Consider the following 18,347-nt stretch of genomic DNA (forward strand, 5'->3'; position numbering starts at 1 on the left):
TCTAAACTTCTTGAGAGCCTTTAAATTCAGGCATATCCATGTTGTCGGAATTATTAATATCTTTTCTATTAATAACTTTATCTATTGTTTTTAAAATAATACTAAAATCTAAAGTAAACGATTGATTTTCTACGTAATGGACGTCATATTCGAATTTTTGTTCCCAACTAATTGCATTTCTTCCGTTGACTTGAGCCCAACCCGTAATTCCTGGTAATACTTCGTGTCTTCTATTCTGTTTTTGACTATATCGTTCGAGGTATATTGGTAATAATGGACGTGGACCAATTAAGCTCATATCACCTTTAATAATGTTGATGAGTTGGGGTAATTCATCTAATGATAATTTTCTACAAATACTTCCAACTTTGGTGACACGATCCATAGCAGGTAATAAATTACCATCTTGATCTGTTTTATCTGTCATGGTTTTAAACTTAATAATTGTAAAAAGCTTGCCGTTTTTTCCAGCACGCAATTGATAGAAAAAAGGTTTACCATTATTAAGTATGAATAAGCTAATAATGAGAAATATAAATATTGGGGAAATAATTAAAAGTCCAACAAAAGCGGCTAAAAAATCAAAAATACGTTTTATAAATTTCGTATATATATTCATATTATCTTATGCTTTGAGTACACCAGTTATCAATTGAACTAAATCATTGTTTATAATATTAACATCAAAACGTTCTTCTGCATATTTTCTACTATTAATTCCCATTTCTTTGATTTTTTCTGGGTGTGTAATAAAATACTCCATTGGTTCAATTAAAGCATCCAAGTTTTGAGGCTCAATTAAAAAGCCGTTGTAACCCTCCTTTACAGATTCTCTACATCCAACTGAATCTGTTGTAATAATGGGATTACCACAAGCACAAGCTTCTAAAGTAGTTCTTGGTAGCCCTTCTCTGTAGTAGCTAGGTAATACAAAAACATCATTTTGATGAAGGTGCTCTGGTATATTTTGTTGTTCACCATGAAATACTATAACTTTTTCTTTGTGTAATTGGTTTAGTTCGTCCTCACTTATTGCAGATGGTGAGGTTTCAGGTGAGCCAATTAAATGAAACTCTGCTTTTGGGTATTTAGCTTTCAATATCTTGGCAGCTTCCAGGTATAATTCAATACCTTTTTCTTTAATTAATCTAGCAACTAAAAGGAAACTAACATTTTCGGAAGGATTTTTTTCTTTAAAGCTAAATTGGTTAAGATTAACGCCTGAGCCACTAACAAAATCCACGTTTTGCTTCTTAGAAATAACTTTTCTATCTAAGAACAATTGGTAGTCATCTCTATTTTGAAAAACGATAACTTTATTTTTTCGAATAGATAATTTATATAATATTTCATTGAATCGTTGTAGCAGTCTCGCTTTGGTAGATAAGCCTGTAAATGCATAACCTAAACCAGTAATTAAAGAAATCACGGGTACTTTACATTGATTTGCGGCAATTGAACCGTAAATAACCGGTTTAACGGTGTAAGGGAATACGAGATCTATATTATTATCTCTTATAAGTCCTTTCAATTCATTTATCGATTGTAGATCTTTAATAGGGTTGAGGCCAGTTCTGTTTAAACTAAATTCTAATGGAGTTGCACCCAACGTTTCTAATTTAGCATGTATATCATCAGGATGTTCTGGAGCAGCGGCAAAAACCTGAAACCCATTTTCTATTAAACTCTTAATAAAATCTCCTCTAAAATTTATTAAAGAACCAGATAGAGATGCTATAAGCAATATTCTTTTTTTATCCATCGCTAACTAGGCTTGTTTTAGAAAATTAAATTTGTACCATTTCTGGAAACAGTAATAAGACCATACTCTAAAAGTACTATCTTTTTTGCTTTCTAAATGGTCTGTAACTAATTTGGTAATTACATCTGCATTAAATAGACCTTGTGATTTAAGCAAACTAGGTTCAATATAGCTTTCTAATTCTTTTCTGAGACTTTGTCTTAACCAATCTCCAGTAGGACTGCCAAATCCGCTTTTTCCTTTTTCTAAAAATTCATCTGGAAACTGATCTCTAAATGCTTCTTTTAAAATATGCTTTTTGTTCCACCCTTTCATTAAATAGCTTTCAGGTAGGGTATTGGCAAATTCCCACAACTCTCTGTTTAAGAAAGGAGCTCTACATTCTAGGGATGTCATCATACTAGTTCTATCAACTTTGGCTAGCATGCCACCTTCTAAACTTAAAATTTTATCTACAAGCCTAAAATCCGTTAGGGTTTCAATTTTTTGTTTTCCTAAAACATCTTTGTATTCCTGAAAAATATTGGGATCATAATATTCAGGTGCCATAATCTCAGCTAGTTGATTGCTTGTATTGGCTAAGGAAATGATATCCCAATAAAAATCACCTTCATAGTCAATAGCATTTAATAACTTATTAATCTGAAATTTTCTGCCACGCGTATCATCCTTATTGATAAGGTATTTATTGCTTAAACTAGCGATAGATTTATGAAGCCCTTTTGGTACAACACTAGTATATTTTTTGTTCATTTTACCAATGTAGTATTTGTTGTATCCACCAAATACTTCATCTCCACCATCTCCTGTTAAAGCAACTGTAACATGCTCTCGTGTTTTTTCGGAGAGTAGGTGAGTGGGTAGTGCTGCAGTATCTGAGAAAGGCTCATCGAAATTGATTAAAATTTCGTGAATGTTATTTTTAAGATCATTTTCATCAATTATAAACTCATGATGATTACTATTTAATTGTTTTGCAACTATTCTAGATTTATCAGTCTCGTCGTAAGACGCTTTTTTAAATCCTATAGAAAATGTATCTATTTTTTTATCAGTAGTTTGTGCTAAACATAGTGAAATAATGGATGAATCTACACCTCCGGATAAAAAGGTACCCAAACCTACATCTGCAATTGATCTAGTATCTACACTCTTATAAACTAGATCTTTAGTTTTTGCTTTAGCATCTTCAAAAGAAATATTCGATGCTTTTGGTTTAGGTTCAGCGTTTATTTTATGAATTGTGGTATTATGTGAAGGCAAATCATATTCTATAAAATGATTTGCTTCAAGCTTAAATATATTCTCGTAAATAGTATGTGGTGCTGGAATATAAGTTAACCTAAAATAAAGATTTAAGCCTTTTTTTGAAATGTTAGGAGTGAAATCTATCGTATTGATAATCGATTTTAATTCTGAAGCCCAAATAAATTCTTTATCAGTATGCGTGTAGTAAAGTGGTTTTTCACCAAAGAAGTCACGAGCAATAAATAGCTTATTGATGTTTTTATCATAAATGCTAAATCCATACATGCCATCTAACCATTGAAAAGATTCAACCCCATATTTTTCGTAGGCTTTTAAGATGACTTCAGTATCACTAGATGTTTTAAAAGTAACACCTTCAGATTCTAATTTAGATTTTAAGACTTTGTAATTATATATTTCACCATTGAATACAATGACTATTTTTTTATCATCTGAAAAAATAGGTTGTTTTCCTGAAGATAGATCTATAATAGATAACCTACGCATTGCCATACCAACTATGAATTGGTCATTTTCTTCGCAGAATAAGCCATCTTCATCTGGACCTCTGTGAATAATAAGATTATTCATTGTATTGAGAATAGTGGCTATGTCGTCTTTATTTCTATTTGTCTTGGCAATGATGCCGTTAATTCCACACATGTATTCTATTGTTAATTCTGTATAAAGTAATTAAATTTTTTGTAAATACTTTTTAACTGATATTCTTTTGAGCGTTGTATGCTCAATTTGCTGAATTTTTCTCTCTCTTCTGGATTATTATGAAAATAATCTAATGCTTTGCTTAATCCAATATGATCATCATTGTTGACTAATAATCCATATTTGGCAATAAAGAATTCACCACCTTTAATGTTTACTTCGTTGTTTTCATTTAACAGTTCTAGTGGACCAGACAAACAATTAGTTGATATACTAGGAAGACCAATTGCCATGGCTTCAATTAACGCATTTGGAAATCCTTCTGTGAAAGAAGAAAGCACAAAACATTGACTATTTAATAAATGCTCATTTACCTTTTTTACTTTCCCTTTTAGAAAAACACTATCACTTAACTGATTTTTGTCAATTTCATCTTTTAAATAGTCATGTAAATCCCCAGCTCCTAAAATAGAAAATTCATATTTTAATTTAGACACCATTATTGCAAGAATGGTCATTATTTGATTTTTCCTTTTTATTAAACTTCCTGCTGTAATTACCTTTAATGTATCTATAGAAGTATTTAGTTTTTTAGAATCTATAACTAAACTTGGTATTTCTATTGGATTATAAATAACTTCCATTGGGATTTTAACACCAAAGTTATCTTTTAAATCCTTATTAATGTGTACAGAATTAGAAAATAATTTGTCACATCTATTATAAAAAATAGGATAGAATATTTTAGAAATAAACAATGAAAGCTTACTCGTTACATTATCGGAAGGAAATCCGCGTTCGCTAATAATCGTTTTTACAGATTTATTCATACTGGAAATAATTCCATTTATCAGGTTAGGAAATGCTAAAAATGATATTGAGATATTTATATGCTCTTTTTTTATAATACGATTATATTTCATAATAAAACTTAGACTATCTAATGTTTTTGATAAAAAAGAACGATTTGCCCCTTTTTTAGAAAGTATAACGATATTAACACCTTCGGGTATAGGAAAGTGAATCGTATTATAAAATAAGACGAGTGTTACATTGTAATCTATAACGAGTTTTTTTAGCAGTAAGCTAATTACTTTTTCAGCACCGCCACTTCCTAATGTAATACTAAGAATGGTTATATTTTGTTTAATTTTTGGGGACATAAAATAAAATATTTAATTGATTATAATGTATGTTTAGAATTAAACATAATAACCAACTTTTTAACTATTGCTATTTTTCAATAATTGTAAGTTTAAAATGTTAAAAGAAATTATAATGCATAGCTTTAGTCTGATGGAAGAATAAAATATTAAATCAATTTTTACGCAATTTCTCCCAACCTAATCCCTTAAAGCAAGGACCTTGAACCATTTCATTAAATGTAATACCGTTATGCCCTCCATTTAATTCAATTATTTTTAAATTATCATTCTCATCTATAATTAAATCCCAACCTATTGAGCGTATGTAAGGGATATAGCCATGCATTCTTTTAATTTCTGATATACATTTATCAAAAAAAGGTAACTTCATTCCAGAATAATTAATATCATTATCTGGAAGTTGCTTCGTAAATTTACACTCGGGATCGGGATAAAAAGCCAAATTTGTTTGCCACAAACAACCATTTTCGATATTTATAGGAATGCGCATTTGACGAGAAGAAACAACATGTGTATCACCTGTACGTCCAAATCTAAAATATCCAGCTCTAACTTCAATTTCACCATTATCTTTACACACTGATGTAAGTCTAATTGTGGCTACAGCAGAATCATTAAATTGATTAAAAAAGGGATGTTGAACTATGAATTTCTGAAATACACCATTTCCAAGTTTTTTGACATCATTTAATTTAAAAGAACTCTTATCCAAAAAATAAATTCCCTTGCCTTGATTTGAATTTTCAATTTTATAAACAACTTTTTCTTTATCTTTAAAAAGATATTCTTTAAATTCTTTTGTATTAAGTACCTTATTATTCTTGTCAAGAAATAAACCATTTATAAAATAACCAATGTCCGATGAATGCTTATCTTTTAAAACTTGATTTATGACTGCAGAACGATCACAAATCTTTCCGTAATCGCCTTTGTAATTTGACACAACATATTCCCCATAGTAATTATCAGGAATCCAACCTTCTTTAAATTCATTTGTATAAGAGCAATAGGTCATTAACCATGGGGCATATCTTTTATGACCAAAAACATCTAATGCATACTCTTTGCATAGTTTTCTGTTTTTAGCGCTTAATTTTCCGTTCTGATTTTCTACTACTTTTAAAATTTTTAAAGCTGTATCATTTTGCTCTATGTGATAAACAAAACTTTTGGACTTTTCTATGATGGATTTGGCTAGTTCTTTCATATTTATCTTTACTGATTATAAATAGAATTAAAAGGTTTTATTCTTAGTATCGAATACTAAACTATTTCCTGATGATATTAGTAAAGAAGTCTTCATATTCTTTTAATATAATATTTTGACTAAATTTGTTCTTTACACTTTCTTTAACATCGTTATGGTTCCAGATTTTTTTCTCATTGAGTCTTTCAATGAACTCATCTTCGCTATTGACTAAATAACCATTGATGTGGTTGCTAATTATTTCTTTTGTTCCACCTGGTACGTCAAAAGCAATTGCAGGAACACCAACAGCACAACTTTCTAAAAGCGCATTTGGAAAGCCTTCAGAATAAGACCCTTGTAAAAATACATCATTTTCGACCAAGTACTCATAAACATTATTGGTGTATTCAACATAATTAATTTTATCTCTTAAATTCAATTTGTCAACTTCTTTAAAAATTTCATCTTTAAAGCTTCCAGACCCAATTATAGTAAATTCAAAAGGATGATTAATTTTATTTAAAATGTTTAGGATTCGAATATGCCCCTTTAATTTACTTAATCTACCAATGGTAATATATTTTTTAACCTTGGTGATTTTTTTATCGTTTTTTATGTAATTAAGGTTGGTAATAGGGTTATTTATTACTTTTAATTTACAACTTTCTAAGCCATAGTATTTAATAATGCTAAGTTTCATATCTAATGATTGGCATATGAAAAAGTCTAATTTGTTTAGCCCAAATAACTTAAAGTCAAAGTTGATGTATTTCTTCTGTGTTGAAACTTTATGGTTGTCACTTATTATGAAAGTATGTCTGCCAATAAATGTTATGGATGGAAATAAGAAAGATATATAGCCCATAAGTATATTTAGATCTGAAATAGAACTCAATACAATCTGTGGTTTTACTTTTTTTATAGTTTTTACAATAGAAAAAATAGCATATCGAACTCTATTTTTATTGAGATATATGGTGTTTGTGCATGAAACATCATATTTGTTGTCTTTTTCAAATCCAACAATTAGAAAAGTTATTTTGAAATTATTCTCATTTAGATTTTGAGCAAGGAATGAAAGTACGCGTTCTGCGCCACCAGCAGTTAGTTTTGGTATGGCTACTAGAATATTTATTTTCGAATCCATGAATTATATTTTATCTATTATTAGGTAAATCAAGTAGCTGTCCAAATTTAAGATCACATCCTTTAGTTTTAAATTTCTGAGTACCAGAGTGATGGTGAAACGTAATTTCACCAAAATATACTTTCCCTTTTACTGCATAAAAATCGACTCTTGCATAAATAAAGTCTTTAGCTATAGTTTCAGCTAAACTTTTCATTTTTTCAAACAATTCAGGTTTCTTTTCAATCTCGCCATTCTCATATTGCCAAACGCAAGGAATAAAGTCCCAATTAGAATCATATAAATTTCTTCTACGCTCACCAAAACGAGCGATATCAACATGAACAAATGCTAATTTACCATTAAAACAATGGAATTTATAATCGTTAGGAATTTCGTCATTTTCTGTTGTTAAAAGTTCTTCAACTATAATTCTAGGCTCTATATTTTTATATTGCCATTCTCTAGTTGAATAGTAAAAATTTTCTTTCAAACTGCGCTTAAACCCTTTTTGTATCTTAGGCCAATCTATAGTAGATTTATCTTTAACTATTAAATAGCCTCCGCTGTCATGATTGTTTTTAATGATAAAGCTAGAATCAGGTAAATTTTCAAAGGTTAAATCAGATGCGTTTTTTGTATGATATAATAGAGGAATTAAATATTCTTCACCAATTTTTTTAGCTATATAGGACCGCACTGTATATTTGTCTGCAACTTGGGTGTGTAGGTCTGTTCTATCATATAGTTTTAACCAAGTTATTTTTTCATTCAAAGTCTGCGGATGGTTTATATCGATAGAGTACCCCATATATCTTTTAAAATACCATTTTATAAATAGCTTGTCTGGGATAAGCTTAATTCCAAATTCATATACCTTAAAGAAAGGTCTCAGTATATTATAACCCAAATCAGAATTCCTATATAAATTTGAAATTCTACTTCTCAAGGTTTTTTTCTCTAAATAGCTCATGCCTTATTAATTTTGTTATGTCTACACTGCCTAATACTTTAGCTGGTATCCCAGCTATTATTGTATTTTCTTCTTCAAAAGACTTATTTACTACAGCATTAGCCCCTATAGCTGTATTATTAGGTATTTTAATATTTCCAAATATTTTAGCGCCTGGTGCTATGTATACATTGTTACCCAAAATTGGACCTTGAATTTCACCACCAGAAGCACCAATATTGACGCAAGCATGCATTCTGCAATTAGCACCAATCCTGGTAGTATAATTAATTATAATTGTTCCGTAATGCACTATAGAAAGTCCCGGCCCAAAAACATTAATGGGTATGGAAAAATTTAATTTTATTGATAATTTTCTGTATTTATATTTTAAATAATTAATATAGAGTTTGTTTATGCCTTTATTTTTACAATTAAAATTATACTCTAACTTTCTCATTAATCTTTGAAATTTCCAAATTGGATTTGGAAAAAGGAAGTTCTTTAGTTTATTCAAAATAGTAACGTTATATATCTCTAAAGCAATACGGTCACGTTCCAAATAATTAATATAATCAATCTTATTTTGTATCATTTATTTTATTCATCATTAATTTAAATTTAAACTAATTTAGTTTAAAGGTCGTTTTTAATAAGGTTTTAATACGTGTCCAAAATATTCTAAAACTTTTATTAAAAATGTATAAAAGCGTACCATATATAAAAATAATTAATAAACTTACTTTACAGCTATAAAAAAACCAATTTATAAAGCTCATATCATTATTAGTGGATAAAAAAAGATCAATACAAAAATTAACTAATAAACATGATAACGCAAAGCTTATTAGTATTGGAGTTAATCCTTTCCAATAGACGAATACACTTTTTTCAAACCCATATTTAAATAAATAATAAGGTTTCCATAGAACACCTATAATAAAAAGACTACCTACTGTCCCAGCCACAATTCCAGAGATACCGTAGAGGCTACCAAGAGTAAAAGAAACCACCAAGTTTATTAGTGCTTCAGATATTGCAGCCCAAATATCAGAATACAAACCATAAGCATTTTTAAAGCGATTTATGGTCGCAGTAATTTGCGTCATAAAAAAATTAACTATGAATAAAATAAGTATAATTTTTGAAAGTACGTATTTTTCACCCAGCCACAGTAAAATTAGATGGTCTAAAGTATAATATAAGGTTAAGCTAAAGAAACCAGCAATAAAAAATTGTATTGAAACCAACTCCCAAAACACTTTATTTACATTTTTCTTATCATTTTCCGCAATTAGATTTCCAACTGCAGAACCAGTTCCAGCAAAAGCCATCATAATAAGACTATTTAATTTTGAAAACACCAAAAAATAATTACCAAAAAGCGCAACGCTTTGCAGATTTATTAAACCATATATTAATAAATTATCTGTACCACCTTTTACAAATTCGCTTATTTTATGAAAGAATACTTGTTTTATCTTTTTGATGATTTCAGGGTATTCTTGAATTACTGATGTTTTTTTCTTGTAATTAATTATAAGCCAAGGATAAATTTGCCTAATTTTTTTTCTTAGAATAATACTATAAATAATGCTAAATAAGAGTTCTAAAATTATATATAGGTAGTAATTTTTATAATATATAACAACAATAATTTGCAGAAATACACGGATGATATGAAAGCTTTGAAAGTACTTTTGAATTATATATCCTTTCTGATCAGCACCAAATAAACTTGCATGATAGTTTACAAAATAAGCTAATAGAGTAGAGCACATTAAAGTGTAAAACACAAAGTAAATTAGGAATAATGAAAACTGAGTATTAGAAAATATAATTGGAAAAAACAGCGAGATAATTATACCTATAACTAGTATAGCTATTCCAATTTTTTTGTAGAGTACACCTAATAAAGCTATTATTTTATTTATTTCTTTTTGGTTATTGGTATAAAGTGGTTTATATAATGTAAAACCTATAGCTGTTCCAATACCTAATTCTGTTAAGTTTAAAAACCCGAGAATACTTCTCAGTGTTGACTCTAAACCAATAAAGTCGTCACCAAGTTCATCTAAGAAAAATTTTCTTGAAAAAAACTGTATAAAAATAGAAATGGTGAAAAAGAACACACCAACTTTCGCATTTTTTAAAGATTTGGAGACTCTAGACATTTTATCTTTTTTTTTTTTCAACGCACTATGAAAAAATTAATTGTATTGTTTTTTTTATACAGTTAATTAGTTGGCTAATATTAAAAAATGAAACTATAATTCTGTATTTTTTTGTCAATTAACATTTTTAGCCGTCGAAAGAACAACTTTGTATTTTTTTGGAGTTAAATTTTATTATTTGATGCTTCTTTAATAATATTTTATTGACTTCTATATTTTGTTCTGTAAGAAAAAAATGTAATTAGTTAAAGTTGATATTGATATAGTCTTTATGTCGTTCAATAGCGTAAATATAAGTGTTAAATGCAAATAAAACCGATTAACAAGTTTATTCTTACATTGAAGTGCGTTACATCGAATTATATTGCGTTTTGTGCTTCTAATCGAAATATTTTCATTTTATTGTACATACCCTAATAAATCTAACTGAACAAATAAACCATTATGCCCCTAGTAAATTTACCTAAGTATACTAAAAACCTATTATTAATTTTATTTCTAAATTTTAGCTTACTATCTATTAGTGCACAGCAGCAGTTAGCGTTTCCAACTGCCTATGGTGCAGGTGCTTATGTTTCTGGTGGTAGAGGGCAAACAGTTTACCATGTTACGACCACAGATTTTAATGATAATGAAGGTTCTTTTAAGTGGGCTTTTGAACAAGCTAGCGCTAATAACGGTGGTACAATAGTGTTTGATATAAGCGGAGTGATTACTATACAGCCTAACGAAACGGGAAGGTGGTTTATAGATCATACAAACAACCTTGAACAAAAAACAATGACTAATATATCTATTCTGGGTCAAACTGCTCCCTTTCCAGGGATTACTATAGATACTTCTGTTACATATTGGGAACCAACAAATATGCATAATATAATTTTTCGTTATATAAAATTTAGAGGATCAGGTGAGAATGGTTTTTTAAATATGCGCTATTGTGATGAAGTAATTATGGATCATTGTTCTTTTGCTTGGAGTGCTTTTGATTCAACGGGGTTGAATCTATGTAGTGTTACCGATCATAATTTAGATGGAAATAGTTGGACGCCAACAGGTATAACTCTTCAAAACTGTTTTCTTTCACATATCGGAAGGGCATCTAATATTGGTAATACATCAACAAGTAGTTTAGCTCCATTTGGGGAGGTTTCTTTACTTAGAAATGTTTATACAAACACTTCATATAGAACACCTTTAAAACATGGTGGTGATGGAGAAGTTGATGTTATTAATAATTTCATTGAAAGTATCCAAGCGCAATATGGTGCAAGAATGATGAGATTTGATAATCAGGCATTTTACTTAAACCACATAGGAAATAGTTATAGTACAGGTTATCATTCGGGTCACCCTAGTTTTAATGGTAATGATGTACATAGAGTTTGGGTAAATGACCCTAGTATAGGAGCAAAAATATATCAAGATGATAATTACTATGCGCCAGAATTTCAAGACTATGGCATAGGAGATTATGGTACAGACCCTCAATCAGATTGGTTGCCTTTTCAAGATTCTGCTATAGAAGTTCCTTCAAATTGGTTTGTTAATACACCTCGTTCGTTAAATGGAAGAGCAATTCCTATTTTAAATAGTTCTGATTTAAAAACAGAATTATTACCAGAAGTAGGAGCTAGCAAATACATAGATAATAATGGACAAGTAGTTTTTTATAGGGATGAAATAGATACAAGATATATAAATGATTTAGTTGCTGGCATTCATAGAGATGATGAAAGATTACCTAGTGATAGACCTGGTTTTGATATATCTCAAACATCTAACACTAGACCTAATGACTTTTACAATAGTAACGATCATATACCTGAATCTTATTTATTAAGCAGAGGAATAATAGGAAACTCAACTATTCATAATCAAATTCAGCCTTCAGGTTATACTTTGTTAGAAGAATATGCAAATCAAGTAGATTTTGATATTACCGTAATTAGTTTAGAAGGAGTAGAGGTGTTACCTAGCATTGCTGAATTACAAATAACAGATACACTTCAACTAACAGCGACTTTTACACCTGATAATGCAACAAACCAAAACGGAGTATGGACTTCAAGTGACGAATCCATTGCAACAGTAGATGAAAATGGTATTGTAACACCAGTTTCTTTAGGTCAAGTAATAATAACATTCACTGCTTCTGATGGTGGATTCTCAGGCACCTCCGAAATAACGGTTTTTCCTGAGGCGCTCAATGCGAGCGCAGGTGATGACCAACAGATTTGTGAAGGAGAAAGTACAATCCTTAACGCAAGTGGAGGGACAAATTATGTCTGGAGCACAGGTGAAACAGCCGACAGTATCGAAGTGACACCTGATATAACAACGACTTATACAGTTACAGTATCTGATGATAATGGACAATCCGAAGAAGCCAATGTTACCGTTACTGTTAATGCCTTACCAGTAGCAAACGCAGGTGAGGATCAATCAATATGTGAAGGTAGTTCAACAACATTAACCGCTACCGGAGGAGTTTCATACTTATGGAGTACAGGTGAGACTACTGCTTCAATTGAGGTAAGTCCGACTGAAGAAAGCATTTATACCGTAGAAGTAAGTGATAATAACTGTTCAAGCTCAGACAGTGTAACTGTTTTTGTAAATGCAGCGCCAGAAATTATTATTTCTGAGGATATTGTAATTTTTGAAGGTGAATCCGCAACACTTACGGTCAGTGGAAGTGATACTTATGAATGGAGCACTGGCGAAACGACAGAGTCTATTACTGTAATCCCATTAATTACAACTGCTTACACTGTGAATTCAATCGGGCCAAATGGTTGTGTAAGTTATGCAGAAGTTACAGTGACTGTAATACCAGAAATTATTGCCAATGCTGGGGACGATGAAACCATTTGTAGCGGTGAGACTATTACTTTGACAGCTTTGGGTGGATCAAATTATACTTGGGATACTGGAGATTTAGGACCTGAATTAACAGTGTCACCAATAGAAACAACTACTTATACTGTTACAGTTGAAGATGATTATGGTAATACAGATACAGATGAAATCACTGTTTTTGTAAATGAAGCACCAAGTATTACTGTTAATGATGATGTTTTCATTATGATTGGCAGTTCTGTTACACTAACAGCCAATGGAGGAAGTACATATTCTTGGAATACAGGTGAAACGACTTCAGAAATTAGTGTAAGCCCAGATGTAACAACAACATATACCGTTACAGGGTTTTCAGAAAATGGTTGTCAAAGTATTGAGGAAGTTATTGTTAATGTAGTTGAAGAATTGATCGCTAATGCCGGAGAAGATGCTACAATATGTCTAGGTGAAAGTGTCACTTTAAACGCATCAGGTGGTATTTCTTATACTTGGAATACTGGTGAAACAGGAGCAACCCCAACATTTACACCAACAGAGAATACAACATATACTGTTACGGTAACTGATGGCTTTGGAAATTCGGATACGGATGATGTTACGATTACTGTAAATCCTGCACCAATTGCTAATGCAGGTGAAGACCAGACGTTATGCCAAAGTGAATCTGCAGTTCTAACTGCTGAAGGAGGTGACACATATTTATGGAGTACAGGTGAGACTACTGATACAATTGTTGTAAACCCAAATGTAGATACAATTTATACTGTTGAAGCTTTTGTAGGTTCATGTTCAGATACTGATGACGTTAGTGTATTTGTATTACCGACGCCAGAATTAACACTTAGTGATGATATTATAATTGTGATAGGTAATTCTACCTCCCTTGAAGTTTCTGGCGCGAATTCTTATTTATGGAGCACAGGTGAAATATCTAATTCTATAGTAGTTAATCCAACAGAAACAACAACTTATACGGTTACTGGATATTCAGAAAGCGGATGTGAAGGTACAGGTGAAGTTACAGTTACAGTAATCCCAGAGATTAATGCCGATGCTGGTAATGACACTTCTATTTGTAATGGTGAAAGTATAACATTGACCGCTTCAGGTGGTATTAATTATTCATGGAGTACTGGTGAGACTAGTGCATCAATTATAGTTAATCCAATAGAAACTGAAACATATACTGTAACCGTATCTGATACATTCGGAAGCTCGGATTCAGATAGTGTAACAGTGACTGTTAATGATTTACCTATAATAACGCTTAGTCAAGATATAACAATATTTGAAGGTGAAAGTACTAATTTAACTGTAAATGGAGCAAGTTCATATTTATGGAATACAGGTGAAACTGCAAGTGCAATTTCTGTTAGTCCGTTAGAGACAACTACTTATTCTGTTATAGGATATTCAGAAAGTGGATGTGAAAGCACAAGTGAAGTTACAGTTACAGTAATCCCAGAGATTAATGCAGATGCTGGTAATGACACTTCTATTTGTAATGGTGAAGGTATAACATTGACCGCTTCAGGTGGTATTAATTATTCATGGAGTACTGGTGAGACTAGTGCATCAATTATAGTTAATCCAATAGAAACTGAAACATATACTGTAACCGTATCTGATACATTCGGAAGCTCGGATTCAGATAGTGTAACAGTGACTGTTAATGATTTACCTATAATAACGCTTAGTCAAGATATAACAATATTTGAAGGTGAAAGTACTAATTTAACTGTAAATGGAGCAAGTTCATATTTATGGAATACAGGTGAAACTGCAAGTGCAATTTCTGTTAGTCCGTTAGAGACAACTACTTATTCTGTTATAGGATATTCAGAAAGTGGATGTGAAAGCACAAGTGAAGTTACAGTTACAGTAATCCCAGAGATTAATGCAGATGCTGGTAATGACACTTCTATTTGTAATGGTGAAGGTATAACATTGACCGCTTCAGGTGGTATTAATTATTCATGGAGTACTGGTGAGACTAGTGCATCAATTATAGTTAATCCAATAGAAACTGAAACATATACTGTAACCGTATCTGATACATTCGGAAGCTCGGATTCAGATAGTGTAACAGTTACTGTTAATGATTCACCTATTATAACGCTTAGTCAAGATATAACAATATTTGAAGGAGAAAGTACTAATTTAACTGTAAATGGTGCAAGTTCATATTTATGGAATACAGGTGAAACTGCAAGTGCAATTTTTGTTAGTCCATTAGAGACAACAACTTATTCTGTTATAGGATATTCAGAAAGTGGATGTGAAAGCACAGGTGAAGTTACAGTTACAGTAATCCCAGAGATTAATGCAGATGCAGGTAATGACACTTCTATTTGTAATGGTGAAAGTGTAACATTGACCGCTTCAGGTGGTATTAATTATTCATGGAGTACTGGTGAGACTAGTGCGTCAATTATAGTTAATCCAACAGAAACTGAAACATATACTGTAACCGTATCTGATAATTTCGGAAGCTCTGATTCAGATAGTGTAACGGTTACTGTTAATGAATTGCCGATTATAACTGTAAGTGAAAATATCACAATAATTCAAGGGGAAAGCACTAACTTATCCGTTAATGGAGCTGAAACTTATTTATGGAATACAGGTGCTACGACTAGTTCTATTTCAGTTAGCCCTGCTCAAACTACAACTTATAACGTAGTCGGTATTACTAATACTTGTAGTAGTGAGGAGAAAGAAGTAACTGTAACAGTAATTCCATTATTTATAGCGTCAGCAGGAACTGATGAACGTGTCTGTGATAATCAGAACTATGAAGTAGTTTTAACAGCAACCCAAGGTGATAGTTATTTGTGGAGTACTGGTGAAATAACTCAAAGCATTGTGGTTAGTCCGTTATCTACAGCTACCTATTCCGTTACGGTTACTTCAGGAGAACAAACAGCTACTGACGATGTCATGGTTTATGTAGATCCTAGTCCAAATGTAGTTATTGCAAATGGCGATAGTGTTGATATTTTAAATGGTGATTTTGTTACCTTATCTGTTTCTGGTGCAAATACATACGAATGGAATAATGGAGCTTCTCAGCCTAATATTGCTGTAAGTCCATCTATCACCACAACGTATGAAGTAAAAGGGTTTATTGGACAGTGTTATGATGATAAACAAGTTACTGTTAATGTATTACAGCCAGTTGTAGCAGATGCTGGTGAAGATGTATTAATTTGTTTAGAAGATCTTACAACCTTAACCGCTAGTGGAGGAGATGATTATGTTTGGAGTACTGGTGAGACAACTCCTACAATTACAGTATCTCCTATAGAAACAACAGATTATACCGTTACGGTATTTAATGCCTTAGATTTTGATGAGGCAACAGTTAGAGTAGAAGTAGATGCAAATTGTACTGTTGATTCAATTAACCCGATTGAGGACGAAGATACAGAGCTTGAGTTTGATATTTATCCTAATCCAGCATCAGGTATTGTTAATGTGAAAATATCAGGAACATTAAATGTTTCAGATATAAATATTTATGATGTAACAGGAAAGTTAATTAAGAACTCAAAAGTCTCTAATGAAAATTTAAGTTATACTACTACCACTCAAATAGGTATAAGTACCCTTCAATCTGGTGTGTATTTCGTTAAGCTTATAGATAAAGATAGAGTTATTACTAAAAAACTAATAGTAAATTAAATTAACTCAATTGCAAATAATAAAAACGTCTTTTTTATGTTTATTAAGATGATACAATCGACTGATAAATATTAACTTAACAAGTGAATCTACGAATATGATTTTTTATTTACATATGAATTCTATCGTGTTTTAAAAAATGATTTAGGTTAGATTAATTGGCTTAATCTTATAGGTAGAGAGAAAGAGATTAATGCTACTGTTTTATTTCAAAAATAAACTGATTAAACATAACTATTTCTCCTATTTTATTCAAATATAATCCTTTAATTTATTCTATTATAATTTAGACGAGTCTTGAAAACACGTTTCTAATTGTGATTATTTACACTTGACTTAGTCACAAGAATTGGTTTTTTTATTGAAATGTATAATTAAGGATTTCTATGAAAGTGTATTCTTCAAAACGTCAATTGCATTATCATTATCATTGTTTCTTAGCTTATAAAGCTGATACTGTATCCAAATAGCAGCAAATGAAACATAATAAAACGTAAAAAAATTATGATTAGCCATTAGAAATAAGGATAAGCCTATCATTTGCATAATTAAATTAGGCTTTTTATTAAAATAGATAATACTCATGGATATTAGGTACCCCATGTATAAGACAAATAATATAAATGGTAGAATACCGGCCTCACCAAGCACAGCTAAATAGGTGTTATGGACTCCAATATATCCCCCTTTACCAGAAAAAGTACCATAGCCATTTCCAATCAATGGGGAATCTAAAATCTGATCATAAAATATAGCCCAAGTGTCTGCTCTTGAATCCTCATTTAATTCTTCAGATGATACAGATCCATCATTACTTATAATACTTTTCATCTGTTCAAACCTTGGATTGTTTAAACCAACAACGCTATCTATAAAGAATAAGCTACTTATAATAAGAAATCCAAGGCCGAATATTCTGATGTTTTTAAAGCTTATTTTTAAAGAGATGACATTGATTAATAACCAAATAACAATAAAAGTCCTTGAAAAAGTTAATAAGCCTGCTAGAGTAAATATAAATTGCCCTAACAATTTTGCTTTTTTGTTCTTTAGCCCGTATGTAGTAGCATAACCTACAATACAGATGAAACCCGCCTCATTCGGTGCCATATAAAACCCACTATATCGACCAAATTTACTAGTAAATAATAATGCTTCTAAAATAATGGTTGAAGAACCTATCAACAAGAAAAAACTATACTCAGATGTATTTATATGTTTAGCTAATTCGTAGGCGGAAATAAGATAAATAAAATATTTTATAATTTCCATAATAAACAGCATGGTAGGTCCTTTATATTGTAAGGCACCTATCATAAAAAAAAGAATAGAAATTATTATTAGCCACCAATTGGGTATGGTTTTTTTCTCTAAAAAATAGTATAATGCTAATAATCCAATAGTGATATAACTTAATAGCCCACCAATGGTAGGTCCATATGCAGATAAGGCTGTTGAAGGTATATTTAATATAACCAATCCGAAAGTTATATATCTTAAAATTTTCACTTTAGTTTGTGT

General features: G+C 30.9%; 11 protein-coding genes. 1 reads left to right on the forward strand and 10 read right to left on the reverse strand.

What is annotated here, in order from left to right; all coding sequences use genetic code 11:
- Position 1 precedes the first annotated feature (1 nt).
- From HM992_RS12160 to HM992_RS12200, 9 genes are all read right to left on the reverse strand, one after another.
- Complete coding sequence (locus HM992_RS12160; protein ID WP_178986921.1) at positions 2–613, reverse strand: sugar transferase; 612 nt, start codon at positions 611–613, stop codon at positions 2–4.
- A 12-nt stretch (positions 614–625) separates the two neighbouring features.
- Complete coding sequence (locus HM992_RS12165) at positions 626–1,762, reverse strand: glycosyltransferase family 4 protein (RefSeq protein ID WP_179319857.1); 1,137 nt, start codon at positions 1,760–1,762, stop codon at positions 626–628.
- Positions 1,763–1,768: 6 nt separating this feature from the next.
- The gene (asnB, locus tag HM992_RS12170) at positions 1,769–3,673 is read right to left on the reverse strand and encodes an asparagine synthase (glutamine-hydrolyzing) (protein ID WP_179319858.1); all 1,905 of its coding nucleotides are present in this window, start codon (positions 3,671–3,673) and stop codon (positions 1,769–1,771) included.
- A gap of 11 nt (positions 3,674–3,684) precedes the next feature.
- On the reverse strand, positions 3,685–4,836 hold the full coding sequence (locus HM992_RS12175; RefSeq protein WP_179319859.1) for a glycosyltransferase: 1,152 nt from the start codon (positions 4,834–4,836) through the stop codon (positions 3,685–3,687).
- Between the two features lie 154 nt (positions 4,837–4,990).
- Positions 4,991–6,046: a sugar-transfer associated ATP-grasp domain-containing protein gene (locus tag HM992_RS12180; protein ID WP_179319860.1), complete on the reverse strand. Its 1,056-nt coding sequence runs from the start codon at positions 6,044–6,046 to the stop codon at positions 4,991–4,993.
- A gap of 61 nt (positions 6,047–6,107) precedes the next feature.
- Entirely contained in the window at positions 6,108–7,175 is a 1,068-nt protein-coding gene (locus tag HM992_RS12185; protein ID WP_179319861.1) for a glycosyltransferase, read from the reverse strand.
- A gap of 10 nt (positions 7,176–7,185) precedes the next feature.
- Entirely contained in the window at positions 7,186–8,127 is a 942-nt protein-coding gene (locus tag HM992_RS12190; RefSeq protein WP_179319862.1) for an ATP-grasp fold amidoligase family protein, read from the reverse strand.
- A complete protein-coding gene (locus HM992_RS12195; RefSeq protein ID WP_179319863.1) occupies positions 8,093–8,701 on the reverse strand; it encodes a serine O-acetyltransferase in 609 nt (202 codons plus the stop codon). Before HM992_RS12195 ends, HM992_RS12190 begins: the two co-directional genes overlap by 35 nt.
- 31 nt (positions 8,702–8,732) lie before the next feature.
- On the reverse strand, positions 8,733–10,280 hold the full coding sequence (locus HM992_RS12200; RefSeq protein ID WP_179319864.1) for a lipopolysaccharide biosynthesis protein: 1,548 nt from the start codon (positions 10,278–10,280) through the stop codon (positions 8,733–8,735).
- A gap of 444 nt (positions 10,281–10,724) precedes the next feature.
- Between HM992_RS12200 and HM992_RS12205 the strand changes: the two genes are divergently transcribed.
- Complete coding sequence (locus HM992_RS12205; protein ID WP_179319865.1) at positions 10,725–16,826, forward strand: T9SS type A sorting domain-containing protein; 6,102 nt, start codon at positions 10,725–10,727, stop codon at positions 16,824–16,826.
- 384 nt (positions 16,827–17,210) lie between these two features.
- Here HM992_RS12205 and HM992_RS19930 read toward each other — a convergent pair whose 3' ends face one another.
- On the reverse strand, positions 17,211–18,335 hold the full coding sequence (locus HM992_RS19930) for an O-antigen ligase family protein (protein WP_179319866.1): 1,125 nt from the start codon (positions 18,333–18,335) through the stop codon (positions 17,211–17,213).
- Positions 18,336–18,347 lie beyond the last annotated feature (12 nt).

It is taken from the genome of Winogradskyella helgolandensis (assembly GCF_013404085.1).
GTDB lineage: Bacteria > Bacteroidota > Bacteroidia > Flavobacteriales > Flavobacteriaceae > Winogradskyella > Winogradskyella helgolandensis.